Here is a 13813-nt window from a genome sequence, read left to right as displayed (position 1 = left end):
GGCGCGGCCGGTGCCGGGCACCGCGGCTACGTCGCCGACGACCTGGCCGTCCTCGTGCTCGACGGGCACCGCATGATCGGCCCGGTGCTCGGCGAGGTCCGGGACCGGCTGCTGGCCGCCCCCGCGGTGGGGGACGCCGAGGCCCTCGAAGGGGGCTGCGACCCGTATGAGCCCGGGCTGATCCGGCTGCGCGGGACCGGCGGCTTCGTACGGCTCCCGGTCTTCCAGTTCGCCCCCGACGGCGGCCCCCGCGCGGTGGTCCGCGAGGTGAACCTCCTGCTCGGCGCCGACCGGGACCCCTGGGGCGCCGCCGACTGGTGGCTGTCCACGGACCCGGGGCTCGGCCGCGTACCCGCCGGCCTGCTCGGTGGCCCCGACGAGGGGCGGCTGCTGCCGGCGGCCCGGAGCCGGGCCGCCGGCTGAGCGGGCCTCAGACCCGGGGCGCCGGGGCGGGGGAGCGGTCCGCGAACTGCGTCCGGTACAGCTCCTCGTAGCGCCCGCCCGCCGCCAGCAGTCCGGCGTGCGTGCCGCGCTCCACGATCCGGCCCTCCTCCACCACCAGGATCAGATCGGCCGCCTGCACGGTCGACAGCCGGTGCGCGATCACCACCGCGGTCCGGCCGGCCAGCGCCTCGCCCAGGGCCTCCTGCACAGCCGCCTCCGAGGTGGAGTCCAGGTGCGCCGTGGCCTCGTCGAGGATCACCACCCGCTGCCGGGCCAGCAGCAGCCGGGCGATGGTCAGGCGCTGGCGCTCACCGCCCGAGAGCCGGTAGCCGCGCTCGCCCACCACCGTGTCCAGCCCGTCGGGCAGCGAGGCGACCAGCCCGTCCAGCCGGGAGCGGCGCAGCGCGTCCCACAGCTCCTCCTCGGTGGCCCCGGGCCGGGCCAGCAGCAGGTTGGCACGGACCGAGTCGTGGAAGAGGTGCCCGTCCTGGGTGACCATGCCCAGCGTGTCCCGGATCGAGTCGGCGGTCAGCTCCCGTACGTCGATCCCGCCGAGCCGCACCGTGCCGGCGTCGGCGTCGTACAGCCGGGGCAGCAGCTGGGCGATCGTGGACTTGCCGGCGCCCGACGAGCCCACCAGTGCGATCATCTGTCCCGGCTCCGCGCGGAAGGACACCTCGTGGAGGACCTGCGTACCGCCGCGGTCGTCCAGCGCCGCGACCTCCTCCAGGGAGGCCAGGGAGACCTTGTCCGCGGCCGGGTAGCCGAAGGAGACCCGGTCGAACTCCACCGACACCGGGCCCTGCGGCACCGGGCGGGCGTCGGGCCGCTCGTCGATCAGCGGCTTCAGGTCCAGGATCTCGAAGACCCGCTCGAAGCTCACCAGGGCGCTCATCACCTCCACGCGCGCTCCGGCGAGCGCCGTGAGCGGCGCGTACAGCCGGGTCAGCAGCAGGGCGAGCGCCACCACCGAGCCCGCGTCCAGGGAGCCGCGCAGCGCGTAGTGGCCGCCCAGCCCGTAGACCAGCGCCAGGGCGAGCGCGGAGACCAGCGTGAGGGCGGTGACGAACGCCGACTGGGCCATCGCCGTACGGATGCCGATGTCGCGGACCCGGCCGGCGCGGGCGGCGAACTCGGCGGACTCCTCCGCGGGCCGGCCGAACAGCTTGACCAGGGTCGCACCGGGCGCCGAGAACCGCTCGGTCATCTGCGTGGCCATCGCCGCGTTGAGCTGCGCCGCCTCCCGCTGGAGCCGGGCCATCCGGGTGCCCATGCGGCGCGCGGGCACCACGAACACCGGCAGCAGCACCAGCGCCAGCAGGGTGATCTGCCAGGAGATGCCCACCATCACGGTGAGGGTGAGCAGCAGCGTGACCGTATTGGCGACGACGCCCGAGAGGGTGTTGCTGAAGGCGCGCTGGGCACCGATCACGTCGTTGTTGAGCCGGCTGACCAGGGCCCCGGTCCGGGTACGCGTGAAGAAGGCGACCGGCATCCGCTGCACGTGGTCGAAGACCGCGGTGCGCAGGTCCAGGATCAGCCCCTCGCCGAGCGTGGCCGACAGCCGGCGGACCAGCAGCCCCAGCCCGGCCTCCGCCAGGGCGATGAGCGCGATCAGCAGGGCCAGCCGGGTCACCGTGCCGCTCTCGCGCCCGGCCACGATGGCGTCGACGACCCGGGCGGCGAGCACCGGAGTGGCCACCGCCAACAGGGCCGTCACCACGCTCAGGAGCAGGAACAGGGCGAGCCCGCGGCGGTGCGGGCGGGCGAAGGAGGCGACCCGGCGCAGTCCGGCGCGGGACATCGGGCGGCGGTCGGACTGTGCGTTGATCGCGTTGTGCAGCGACGTCCAAGCGGTGACTTCCATGTCCATGGAGGGAAAGCTAGGACCTCGACCGGGCTTGAGGTCAAGCTCCCTCCCGGGCCCCACCGCGGGGTGGCGGCGGGGTGCGGCTGTCTTGCCGGAGGCCACCCAACTCCCGGGCGGGACACGGAACCTGCTCCGCTGTCAGTGAGCGGTGGCATCATCGGTCCATGACGCAGGAATCCGAGTCCATCCGCTCAGGTCCCCGCACCACCGACACCGTCGTCGGCCGCTTCGAGCAGTGGGCGCGCGACGCCCCGGACGCGTTCGCCGTGCTGTCCGGCCAGGCCGATATCACGTACGGCGAACTCGATGCGCGCGCCAACCGGCTGGCGCACCATCTGCTCCGGGCGGGGCTGCCCGCCGGCGCCACCGTGGCCGTGGCGGCCTCCCGACGGGCGGACGGTGTCACCGCGGTCCTCGCCGCGCTCAAGGCCGGTGGGGCGTACGCACTGGTCGACCCCGAGTCCCCGCAGGTGGCCCATCGCCAGCTCCAGGCGCTGGGCCCCTTCATGCTCATCACCCGCACCGCGGACCGGGCCCGGCTGGACGACGGCAGTGGCCTGCCCACGATCTGCCTCGACGCCGAGGCGGAGACGATATCCGCCCACCCCGCGCATGCCCCGGACACCGTGCCCGGGCCCACCGCCGCCGTCCTCCTCACCGGCGGGGCCCGGCCCCGTGCGGTCCGGGTCGGCCAGGCCCGGCTGCTCGCCGCGTACACCTCCTGGGCGGAGCTCGGCGGCTTCACCCCGCAGGACCGGCACCTGATCACCGCACGTCCCGACGTCACGGCCTTCGCGGCCGGCTGGACCCGTGCCCTGTGCTCGGGCGGCGCCCTCGCGCTGCCCCGACTCGGCCACTGGACGCGGCACGAGCCGCGCCGCCGCGTCGAGGCGGACGAGGTGACCGTGGTGCACACCGACCCGCGGGACGCGTACCGGCTCCTCGGACCCCTGCCGGGCCAGGAGGACCTGGGCCGGCCGGAGCCGGGGCTGCGGTCCCTGCGCCTGCTCACCGTGACGGGCGACCGCCTCTTCGTGGACGAACAGGCCGAGCTGCACCGGCGGTTGCCGACCGGCGTCCGGCTCCTGTCCGTCTACGCGACCACCGAGGCCGCCGGCTGCGGCACCTGGCTCGATCTCTCCCGGCTGCCCGGTCCGCAGGACCGGCCGGGCCGGACCTGCCTGCTCGGCACGCCGTTCCCCGGCTGTCGCGCAGAGGTCCGGGACGGCCAGATCCACCTCGCCCCGCCCGACGGCGGTGACACCGTGCCCACCGGTGACCACGGCCGGCTGCGTGCGGACGGGCTGCTGGAGTACACGGGGCGGGCCCGCGACCGGATCTCCGCGGCCCACCGCACGATCGACGCCCATCACGCCGAGTCCGTCGTCCGCGAGCACCCCGGCGTCGGCTCCGCGATCGTCCGTGACGTCCCTGGGGGCCCGTCCGGACGCCGCCTCGTCGCCTACCTCGCCCTGCCCCCGTTCGGCCCGCCCGGGAGACGTCCGGGCCTGCCCGACCTCGCCGGGCTGCGCGCGTACCTCCACGGCAAGCTGCCCGACGAGGAGATACCGAGCGGGGTGGTCCACCTGGGTTCCCTGCCGCGGACCCGCAGCGGCCGCGAGGACCGGGAGGCGCTGCCGCTGCCCGCCCATCCGGCCCGTGGCGGCACGGCCAGCAAGTTCTCCCGCGACGCCGGAGGTGGGCTCACCGGAGCTGGCGTGCTCGGCTGCCTCGCCTTCTTCCCAGGTCTCCTGGCCTTCGCGCTCACCTTCATCCTCTGGCCCCGCTCCGTGGACCTCACCGGCGTGCCCGGCCCCTGGTCCACGCTCTTCTTCCTCCTCTACGTCTTCGAATGCATGGCCTTCGGCGCGGGTGTGGTCTTCCTCCTCGTCGGCCGGCGGCCGATGCAGGCCCAGGGCCGCCCGCCCCGCCTCACGAAGGCGGCCCATCTGGCGGTCGTCTACCTGCTGGCGTCCTGGTGGCCCCAGGACAACCTCTACCGCCTGGCCGACAAGTACGACTATCCACGTCAGGCCCTGCTCGTCTACACGTTCAACATCCCTTTGATGATCGCGGCGTTCGTCCTCGCCGTGTACCTCACCCAGCCTTCTCGGACCGATCCGTCCGACTCCGACGACGACTGAGCACCCGCCCGGGCCGTCACTCCCGCAAGCCCTCACCCACCGCCCGGGCCTTCGACCGGACCAGGTCCGCCGCGGCGTCCAGGGCCTCGGGGGTCCGGGCGGCCACCACCACGCCGATCCACGGGGCCCGGGCGAAGGCGGCCGTCGGGATCGCCGGGAGGAACACCGCGCCCAGCTCCGCGCAGCCGTACGCCGTCGCCTCGAACAGCTCCGCCAGCTGGGCCCCGGGCAGCCGGGCGCCCAGCTCGACCCGGTCGATGACGCGCACCAGATGGGTCCCGCCGCGCACCTCGTCGAGCCGGGCCCCGGCCATGAAGGCGACGGACGGCCCCGTGAGCCGCAGATTGGCCTCCGTCGGGGCGAGGCCGCCGGCCCCGTCGGCGACGAAGTCCACGTCGAACCAGCCGCGGTGCCCGGCGGCGGCGAGCTCCCGGCCCACCGCCTCGCCGAACGCCAGCATCGGCTTCTCGGCCCAGGAAGGCACCACCCCGGGGCCCGTGGTCGCCCCCCGGTAGCCCGTGCCCGCCACGTCCATCAGAGCCACGCCCACCTCGTGGACCCGCCCCGATCCGTCCACGAAGCCGTCGTACGTCAGGTCCCGCACCCCGTCCGGCCCGGGCCCGGCCACGTACTCCTCCACCAGCAGCGGACCGCGCGGCAGCCGGCGCAGCACGGCCCGCGCCCCGCCCGCCTCCCGCACGTCCCGGGCCGTGACCACCGTGGTGCCGGACCCGCCCACGCCGTGCTCCGACTTCAGCACCGTGTCCTGCCCGGCCCTCGCCCGCCCGGCCAGCAGCCGGGCGGCCGCCCACCGGGTGCGCGCCCGCCACTGCCCGGGGACCACGATGCCCGGATGTCCCCCGGCCGCCGCGATCCGCTCGAACAGCGCGTGCGCCTCGGCCTTCGACTCGTACCGCAGGGCCTCCGCTCTCCACGGCAGGCCCGCGAGCCGGGCGAACTCCTCGGTGTGCCCCCACGGTACGAGCGGCAGCCCGAGCCCCGTCAGCCGCTCGGCGAGCGCCTCGCGGCCGCGCACCACCGCCGACAGCCCGGGCCCGCCGCGGCCCGCCAGCCCGTCGTACACCTCGACGTCCGCCCACCCCAGCTGCCGCCCGAGCAGGTCGAGCCACTCCGCCGGAACCGGGCGCGGCAGCACCAGCGCGGCCGGGCGGGGGCTGTAGAAGGCGGCCAGGCACGCGTAGTGGTGGGCGGCGCGCTGCTCCCGGTCCAAGGACGCGTCCCCGAACTGGGCGTTGAACTCGGCGACGTTGCCGAGGTGCACGGCGGCCCGGCCGCCGGTCCACGCCCCGACCCAGGCGGCCGGCGGGGCCAGCTCCACCTCGAAGCGCACCAGCCCGTTCCGCCCGCCCGACTCCTCGGCGCCCAGCGCCCGGTAGAAACCGGCCGCGTGCGGGTCGGCGTCGACCACCAGCCGCCGCATGCCCAGTTCCCGCGCCCGCGCCACCGCGTGCCGGTACAACGCCCGCCCCACGCCCCGGCCGATCGCTGCCGGCTCCACGAACAGCAGCCCCAGCGTGCCCCGGGCCCCGTCCCCCTCCAGCGAGGCCACCCCGACCGGCGCCGAGCGCCCTTCCTCGGCCACCACCACCCGCCGCGGCCCGACCTCGTGCGCGTCGATCCGCAGCTCCGGCGCACACCGTTCGAGGAACTCCCGGCCGTACCCCCAGTGGGCCTTGGACCGCAGCACCAGCTCCGTCAGTGCCGCGGCCTCCTCGGGCCGTGCCACCCGGATCCGCACCATCTTCCGCCTCCCCGCCCCGTTCCAGACATCCGTGCGATAGATTCAGCCGACCTCAGCACGTGTACTTCCCCACCGACCAGCGGAGACAGGCTTCCCCATGAGCGACATCATCAACGGACTCGGCCGAACCGGCGCGTACGGAGCGCTCGGCCTGGTGCTGCTGATCCTCGGCATCGTCCTCGTCGACGTGCTGACGCCCGGGAAGCTCGGCAAGCAGATCTGGGAGGAGCGCAACAGCAACGCCGCCCTGCTGCTCAGCTCCGCGCTCCTCGGCGTCGGCGCCATCGTGTTCACCTCGATCTGGACGACGTACAACGACTTCGGCAAGGGCCTGCTCTCCACGGCGGCGTTCGGCCTGCTCGGCCTGATCCTGATGGGTCTGGCGTTCCTGGTCCTCGACTGGGTGACCCCGGGCAAGCTCGGCGCCATCGTCGTCGACCCCGAGCCGCACCCCGCGGTCTGGGTCTCCGCCGCCTGCAACCTCGCCGTGGCGGGCATCGTCTCGGCGTCCATCGCCTGACCCGGGTCCGATCCCGCCCGCCCCGGGCCGGCTGCACGACATTCTCCAAGAGCTGCTCCGCAATTGCGGTATGCTCGTCAAGTCCCTTATGGGATGGGTGTAGAAGAGCGCCCGTGGGAGTCAACCGCATCGTGTTCGTCACCGGTTCGCCGGTACGGATCACGCGGCAGCACGGTCTTGGTCGTGCCTCTGCTCCCCGAATTCCGGAACGGCCCCGAGCAACCCCGGATGAGACGCCGCAAGGCGGCCACGCCGGAGCGCCCGGACCAGCCGACCGGATGCAGTCCGTGCCTCCTACGGGAATTGCGGATCAAGTCTTAGGCCAGCCCGAGGGCGAACACCGCGAAGCCCGCGGCGAGCAGCCCCGCCGCCGTCCGGCGCACCGCCGTCGCCTTCGACCACGGCTCCTCGAAGCGGCGGGCGTACCGGGCGACGGCCACCAGCAGGACGGCGAACACCGGCAGCCACGCCGCCCGATGCCCGATCCACGCCAGGGTGTCGGGCGCCGTGGTCAGACCGGCGACCTCGCCCGCGAACGAGGCGGGCACGGCCGCGGCGAGCATCGCCGTCTGGTGCCAGCACAGGATCGTCATCGCGCACAGGTTGACCACCACCACCGGCGCCCACAGAGCCGGCCGGGCCAGCCACCGCGCCAGCCGGTCCCGCAGCAGGATCGCCGCACCGGACTGCGTGGCCGCCAGCGCCAGCACCAGCAGCGACGGCGGGTGCGAGTTGGTGCGGTCCGCCCCGGGTACGCCGACCATCGACTCCGGGTAGTGGAAGACGGCCAACAGCACCGCGAACAGCGCCGCCCCGCCCACCAGCAGCAGCCACGCCCCGCGCCGCCCGATCCGCCGCTCGCCCCACGAGACGCCGAGCTGGTAGGCGAACAGCCAGCCGGGCAGGATGTTCACCACCGCCACCCACGACGGCACCGCCTGCGCGTACGGCCCGTACCGCAGGAAGTCCACCGCCGCCACCGAGGCCAGCAACGGCGCCGCCGCCCACCCGCCCAGCCGGCGCGCCGCGGCCACGCAGTACGGCGTCAGCGCGGTCACCACCACGTACACCCCGACGAACCACAGCGGCTGGACCACCAGCGTCGCCCCGGTGCGCAAGGTGGCCTCCGGCACCCCGACCGCCCACAGCACGGGCGCCGCCAGCGCCCACACCGCGGTCACGCCCAGCACCGGCCGCCCGAGCCGGGCGATCCGCCCGCGCAGCCACGCACCGGTGCTGCCGCTGCGGCGGTGGTAGGAGAGCACCGAGGCGTAACCGCCGACCAGGAAGAAGATGCCGAGCATCTGCAGCACCCAGCTCGCGGGGGCGAAGCCGGGATGCGCGGACAGGGGACTGGCGTTGTGCAGGGCGCCGTCCTCGTCGAGGGTGAACCCGCCCAGCAGCCAGTGGCCGGTGGGTACGGCGAGCAGCGCGAGGGCCCGCAGCCCGTCGACCGCCCGGTCACGGTGGGCAGGGGTGCGCCGCTCGATCCGGTCGGCGGTCCGGCGCAGGGTGGCGAGGGCGCTCATCGGGTCTCTCCCATCTCTGCCGTCTCTGCCGTCTGCCCTGTCTCTGCCGTCTCTCCCGTCGCGATGGCGGAGAAGGCGGTCAGCGTGGAGGTGCCGGGCGCGAAGTAGCCCGCGTGCCCGCGGACGTCGCCGGCCGGCACCCGGCGGGCGCCGAAGGCGGACGAGGTGGGGTCGGTGCCGTGTCCGAGGCCGGCGAACCGGACGTTCGGCACGTCGGAGATCCAGTCGGAGGGGCCCTTGGCGGCCCAGACCCGGGCGCGGGTGCGCAGTTCGGACACCGAGTCCGCGCGCATGCCGGGGGACCCGAAGGCGACGATGTCGCGGGCGTCGGTCCGGGAGGCGGCCAGGCCGCACACCACCGATCCGTAGGAGTGGCAGAACAGCGCCGGATCGGCGGCCCCGACCGCGTCGAGCCCCTCGGTGAACCGGACCAGCCGCCGGGCGCCGGCCTGGGCGAGCCGTCCGCCCGCGACGTCCGGTCCCAGCCCGACCGGGGTGGTGTAGCCCGTCCAGGCCACCACGGCGGAGCGCCCCGCCGTCGCCGCCCGCAGGGCCCGGGCCATGCCGCTCGCGCCGGTGTGCGGGGCGCGCGGGGCGTCGTACCCGGTGGCGTCGCTGTCCGACCCCGGTACGACGACCGAGACGTGGGCCGACCGCTCCAGGTCGCCGAACACCTCGGCCACCTGGCCCCGGCCGCGCGGGTCGAAGGCGAGGATCTGCCGCCCCGGCTCGGCCAGGCGCGCGTACCGCGGGTCACCGGACGCGCGTACGGCGATGCGGTTGGCCTCGTACCTCAGACGTACGGGAGCCCCGTCGAGGTTGCCCGCCACCAGCGGGTGGCGCCGCACGAGCAGGAGCCGCGCGGACTCGTCCAGGCCGGCGAAGAACCGGGCCACCTCGTACGGCGACGCGGTCGCGGGATCGGGCAGCGGCCGGCCCAGCACCCCGTCGGACCGCCAGGCCGCGGCCCCCGGCGGCGGCCCCGTGACCGCCTGCTGGGCATCGGCCGACACCCATCCCGCGGTACCCGCGACCACGGCCACCGCCAGTGCGGCGGCGGCCAGCGTCCTTGCGAACCGGCGCATCTCCTCGACTCCTCTCCTCGTGGCGAGGAGAAGGTAGGAAGGAGGTCTGCCGCCGGCCGTCGCACCGGGGAGCCAAGTGCGATGTCATACCTGGGTAGGGGGTGGAGGAGAAGCCGTGCCCGGAGACTGAGCGGGCGTCAGCCCGCGAGAGGGACACCCGGAGCCGGGCGTCGGGCGGGCGTCACCCGCCGTCACCCGCCGTCGCCCGGGCGGACCAGCCCCGCCTCGTACGCGAAGATCACCGCCTGGGCCCGGTCCCGCAGGTCCAGCTTGGCCAGCACCCGCCCGATGTGGGTCTTCACCGTCTGCTCGGCCACCACCAACCGGCCGGCGATCTCCTGGTTCGACAGGCCGCGCGCGATCAGCTCCAGCACCTCGGTCTCCCGCGGGGTGAGCCCGTTCAGCCGCAGCGCCGGGTCCTTGCGCGGCGCGGGGCGCCGCTGGACGAAGTCCGCGATCAGCCGGCGGGTCACCGACGGCGCCAGCAGCGCCTCACCGGAGGCGACCACCCGGACCGCCGCGATCAGGTCCGCCGGCGGCGCATCCTTCAGCAGGAACCCCGACGCGCCCGCGCGCAGCGCCTCGTACACGTAGTCGTCGATGTCGAAGGTGGTCAGCATCAGCACCTTGGGCCGGTGCACCACACCCCGCGGCGGATCGAGGATCTCGCGGGCGGCGCTCAGCCCGTCCAGCTCCGGCATCCGCACGTCCATCAGCACCACGTCCGGGTGGGCGGAGCGGGCCAGGGCCACGCCCCGGCGGCCGTCCGGGGCTTCGCCCACGACGTCGATGTCGGCCTGCGCCGACAGCAGGGCGGCGAACCCCGCCCGCACCATGGCCTGGTCGTCGACGATGATCACGCGGATGGTCAACTGGCGTCCTCGGTCAGCGGAAGGCGGGCGGCGACCCGGAAGCCGCCGTCGGGCAGCGGGCCGGTGTCCAGCGTCCCGCCGGTCAACCGTACGCGCTCCCGCATCCCGACCAGGCCGTGCCCCGTGCCCGAACTCTCCAGCGGGACCACGGAGTCCCGCGCGGGCCCGTTGACGACCAGCACCAGCACCTCGCCGCCGTCCGCGGTCACCGACACCCGGGTCGGCGCCCCCGGCGCGTGCCGGACCACGTTGGCCAGGGCCTCCTGCACGATCCGGTACGCCGACAGGTCCACCGCCTGCGGCACCCCTTCCGCGACCCCGGTCGCCATCGACAACTCCACCGGCTGGCCGGCCCGTACGGTCGCCTCGACCAGCTGCGGCAGCCGCGACAGCCCCGGCTGCGGGGCCCGTTCGCCGTCCGCCCCGTCGCCGCGCAGCACCGTCAGCAGCCGGCGCATCTCGCCCAGCGACTCCCGCGCGCTCTCCGCGATCGCGGCGAACTCCTGCTGCACCGGCTCGGCCATGCCCGGCAGCCGGTACGGCGCCGAGTCGGCCTGCACCGTGATGACCGACATGTGGTGGGCGACCACGTCGTGCAACTCCCGGGCGATGCGGGCCCGTTCCTCCAGCAGGGTGCGCCGGGCCCGCTCGGCCTCGCTGATGCTCTCCTGCTCGGCGATCCGCTGCCGGGCGTCGCCGAGGCCCCGCAGCGCCCCGGTCATCACCAGGACCACCCCGCAGAGCACGAACAGCAGGGCGTGGGTGTTCGTCGTGCCCGCGGGCGCCACGGCGCCCAGCACCACCCCGACCGCGCCGGTCACCAGCCACACCCCGACAAGGATCCGCACCGACTCGCGCAGCCCCAGGAAGACCATCAGCAGCAGGTAGCCCACGATCGCCATGGGCGTCCACGGCCACGGCCGGCCCGCCGTCCCGTCGGCCCCGACGAGCAGCACCGCGCCGAGCACGTCCGCGGCCAGCACCACCGCCCACGCGGGCAGCGGCCTGGTCACCGCCAGCAGCAGGGGCACGGTCTGCGCCACGCCCAGGGCGCCGGCCCAACCACCGCCCGCCTTGTAGTCGTTGGTCAGCACCACGATGGTCGTGGGCATCAGCGAGAGGACCGCCGCCCCGGCGATCAGGTACGGCAGCCAGCGCTGCCACCGCTTCGGGGCCTGCGCGAACAGCGGCTCGGCCGCCCTGGCCGGCGTACGCAGCGGGACGGCCAGCCCGCCCAGGGCGTCCAGCACGGGCCGCAGCACGGGGCGCCGGCGGCGGCCGGAGGCGGAGGCGGGGGCGGGGGCGGAGGAGGGGGCGGGGGCGGAGGAGGGTGAGGGTGAGGGTGAGGGTGAGGGGGTAGTGGGGTCGGCGGGGCTGGAGGGGCCTTCACTCGTCATGATCCACCCAGCGTACGCTCCACGGCGGGACGGCACAGGGCATCGCAGGGGCCGGCGCCGGGGCGGCAGCCGGAGGCCCCGCCAGGGCCTCGTCAGGTCGCCCCGTAACCTGTGATCATGGACGAACACTCAACACACACAAGCGAGTTCGGCCCGGCGGCGGCCGGCGCGGCAGCGACCCTGGGACTGTTCGCCGCCTGGGCGGTCCACGACCTGGAGGAGCTGGCCACGATGCGGCGCTGGGCCCGCACCCGGGTCCCGGTCCTGCGCGCACGGCACCCCGCGGTCCCCGAACGCGTCTGGCGGCAGCTGGAGTCGTCCGGCGGCGCCGAGTTCACCGCGGCCGTCGGGGTCATGGCCGTGGTCGTCGCGGCCGCCGCGGCAGACGGCCACCGCACGGGCGGCCGCTCCGGCTTCTACCAGGGCGCCCTCACCGGCTTCGGTCTGCACGGCCTGGTCCACGTGGGACAGGCCCTCGCCACCCGCGGCTACACCCCCGGCGTGGTCACCAGTCCCCTCCTCGTCGTCCCCTTCACCCTCTGGGCCCGGGGCCGGCTGCGCCGCGCGGGCGTGCTGCGGCCCACGCGGGCGCGGGACGCGGCGTACGGCCTCGCGCTCGCGGGCGCGGCGACGGCCGTGTCGCACGTCGTGGGTCGCCGGCTCCTTGCTCGTTCCCCCTGGGGCCGCTGATCGTTGACCCGGCATGGAGCTGTTGCCCGTCGTGGCGGCGCCCGGGGTCGGGGAGCAGGCCGACGCCGTCGCCGAGACCGCCTGTCACCTGTACGACTCCGTGGCCGTCGGCGGCTGGAGCCTGGCCGCCGCCGAGGACGCCGCCGAGGCCATCGAGACCACCGCCCACGCCCTGGCCACCGCGCACCCACGTGCCGAGCTCATCCTCGCGCCCGTCCACGCCGCCCTCGCCGTGCTGCGCCGCGAACTGGAGCTGCCGCCGCCGGACACCGTCATCGCCGTGGTACCGCCGGCGACCCCGCGTACGGTCGGCAACCCGCGGCGCACCCGGCGGGCGGGGCGCCCGTTCAGTCCGCCGACCGCTGCGCGGCTGCCGCGGCCGCCCGGTACAGGGACCTGACCTCCTTGCCGAAGTAGGGGCTGTAGGACGTGTCCGGGAGGTCGCCCCCGGTCTTCCAGCCGCCGATCACCCCGACCACCGAACCGGTCCTGGTGCGCTCGTCGTACCGGGTCAGGAACGGGCCCCCGCTCGTGCCGCCGGGATAGCCGGTGCAGTCGATGCGCAGGAAGGAACCGGGGATCGAGGCGTCCGCACTCGTGAACCGCCGCGTGCGGTTCAGGCAGGCCCGCGGCCGGGCCGCCCGGGCCGGATGGCCGATCAGCATGACCCGGGCGTGGGCGTAGCCGGCGCCGGTGACCAGCCGGTTGCCGCCCACCACGTCCTGGACCGCGCGCCCGTCGGCCCGGGGGCCCACCTCGACGAATGCGACGTCGAGCGTGGCCGCGCGGTCGGGGCCGAGGCGGCGGTAGCGGGGGTCGACCGTGATCCGGCGGACCGGGAAGCGTCCGTACGGCTGCGGTGCGGCGGCCGTGTTGCGGGGCACGAAGTACAGCTGCCGGGTGTCGGCGCCGACCAGGCAGTGCGCGGCGGTCAGCACCAGGTTGCGGCCGGGGGAGGAGACCACGCTGGCGGTGCAGAAGTAGCGCCCGCCGCCCCGCGCCGAGTACATCCGGCCGACGGAGGGGATGCCGTCGAAGTTCCACCCTTCGCCGAGCCCGGCGGGGGCGGAGGGGAAGGTGGCGGACGTCGACTGCCCGCTGGTGCCCGGCTGCCCGCTGGTGCCCGGCTGCGCGCCGGGCTCCGGCTGTCCGCCGGGCTTCGACCGTCCGCCGGGCTCCGGCTGCACGGCAGCCTGCGGCTGTACGTCGGTCTGCGGCTGCGCGCCGGTACTTGGCTGCGTGCCAGGCTTGGGCTGTGCGCCGGGCTTCGGCTGTCCGCCGGTACCCGGCTGCACCCCGCTGGCGGCCTGTTCGGCGGTATCGGACTGCGCCCCGGCACCGGCCTGTTCGGCGGCACCGGACTGCGCCCCGGCACCGGACTGCGCGCCGGCATCGGACTGTTCGGCGGCGCCGGGCGGTGCACCGGCTCCGGGCTCCACGCCGCCGGGCGGTGCGCCGGCTTCGGGCTCCACGCCGCCGGGCGGTGCACCGGCTCCGGGC

11 protein-coding genes and 1 pseudogene are annotated in these 13813 nt (G+C 75.5%); 5 read left to right on the top strand and 7 right to left on the bottom strand.

Annotated elements, in window-relative coordinates; all coding sequences use genetic code 11:
• Positions 1-423: pseudogene (locus tag GPJ59_RS24185) on the top strand (hypothetical protein); the annotation flags it as partial.
• 7 nt (positions 424-430) lie between these two features.
• On the opposite strand, the gene GPJ59_RS24180 reads toward GPJ59_RS24185, so the two are convergent.
• Complete coding sequence (locus GPJ59_RS24180) at positions 431-2317, bottom strand: ABC transporter ATP-binding protein (RefSeq protein WP_219669750.1); 1887 nt, start codon at positions 2315-2317, stop codon at positions 431-433.
• A gap of 161 nt (positions 2318-2478) precedes the next feature.
• Here GPJ59_RS24180 and GPJ59_RS24175 point away from each other — a divergent pair, with 161 nt between their 5' ends.
• Complete coding sequence (locus tag GPJ59_RS24175) at positions 2479-4458, top strand: AMP-binding protein (RefSeq protein ID WP_219669749.1); 1980 nt, start codon at positions 2479-2481, stop codon at positions 4456-4458.
• Positions 4459-4474: 16 nt separating this feature from the next.
• Here the strand turns inward: GPJ59_RS24175 and GPJ59_RS38635 are convergent, their stop codons facing one another.
• Positions 4475-6220 carry a GNAT family N-acetyltransferase gene (locus GPJ59_RS38635; RefSeq protein WP_308120449.1) on the bottom strand — a complete coding sequence of 582 codons (1746 nt, stop codon included), beginning with the start codon at positions 6218-6220 and terminating at the stop codon, positions 4475-4477.
• Between the two features lie 97 nt (positions 6221-6317).
• On the opposite strand from GPJ59_RS38635, the gene GPJ59_RS24160 reads away from it, so the two are divergent.
• A complete protein-coding gene (locus tag GPJ59_RS24160; RefSeq protein ID WP_219669746.1) occupies positions 6318-6740 on the top strand; it encodes a DUF350 domain-containing protein in 423 nt (140 codons plus the stop codon).
• Between the two features lie 317 nt (positions 6741-7057).
• Here the strand turns inward: GPJ59_RS24160 and GPJ59_RS24155 are convergent, their stop codons facing one another.
• From GPJ59_RS24155 to GPJ59_RS24140, 4 genes are all read right to left on the bottom strand, one after another.
• Positions 7058-8269 carry an acyltransferase family protein gene (locus tag GPJ59_RS24155; protein WP_219669745.1) on the bottom strand — a complete coding sequence of 404 codons (1212 nt, stop codon included), beginning with the start codon at positions 8267-8269 and terminating at the stop codon, positions 7058-7060.
• Positions 8266-9354 (bottom strand): alpha/beta hydrolase, encoded by a 1089-nt coding sequence (locus tag GPJ59_RS24150; protein WP_219669744.1) that lies wholly within the window; start codon positions 9352-9354, stop codon positions 8266-8268. Before GPJ59_RS24150 ends, GPJ59_RS24155 begins: the two co-directional genes overlap by 4 nt.
• Positions 9355-9545: 191 nt before the next feature.
• The gene (locus GPJ59_RS24145; RefSeq protein ID WP_219669743.1) at positions 9546-10226 is read right to left on the bottom strand and encodes a response regulator; all 681 of its coding nucleotides are present in this window, start codon (positions 10224-10226) and stop codon (positions 9546-9548) included.
• On the bottom strand, positions 10223-11623 hold the full coding sequence (locus tag GPJ59_RS24140) for a sensor histidine kinase (protein ID WP_219669741.1): 1401 nt from the start codon (positions 11621-11623) through the stop codon (positions 10223-10225). The genes GPJ59_RS24145 and GPJ59_RS24140 overlap by 4 nt, the downstream gene beginning before the upstream one ends.
• 117 nt (positions 11624-11740) lie before the next feature.
• Here GPJ59_RS24140 and GPJ59_RS24135 point away from each other — a divergent pair, with 117 nt between their 5' ends.
• Both GPJ59_RS24135 and GPJ59_RS24130 read left to right on the top strand, forming a co-directional pair.
• On the top strand, positions 11741-12313 hold the full coding sequence (locus GPJ59_RS24135; protein ID WP_219669739.1) for an HXXEE domain-containing protein: 573 nt from the start codon (positions 11741-11743) through the stop codon (positions 12311-12313).
• A 13-nt stretch (positions 12314-12326) separates the two neighbouring features.
• A complete protein-coding gene (locus tag GPJ59_RS24130) occupies positions 12327-12713 on the top strand; it encodes a hypothetical protein (RefSeq protein ID WP_219669738.1) in 387 nt (128 codons plus the stop codon).
• Here the strand turns inward: GPJ59_RS24130 and GPJ59_RS38630 are convergent.
• Positions 12661-13813: trypsin-like serine peptidase (locus GPJ59_RS38630; protein WP_219669737.1), on the bottom strand; the 1153-nt coding region annotated here is incomplete at its 5' end. The genes GPJ59_RS24130 and GPJ59_RS38630 overlap by 53 nt on opposite strands.

It is taken from the genome of Streptomyces bambusae (genome assembly GCF_019400985.1).
In the GTDB taxonomy this organism is placed as follows: domain Bacteria; phylum Actinomycetota; class Actinomycetes; order Streptomycetales; family Streptomycetaceae; genus Streptomyces; species Streptomyces bambusae_A.
Note: the sequence above shows the minus strand (reverse complement) of the source record. Positions and strands in the feature narration are given on the sequence as shown.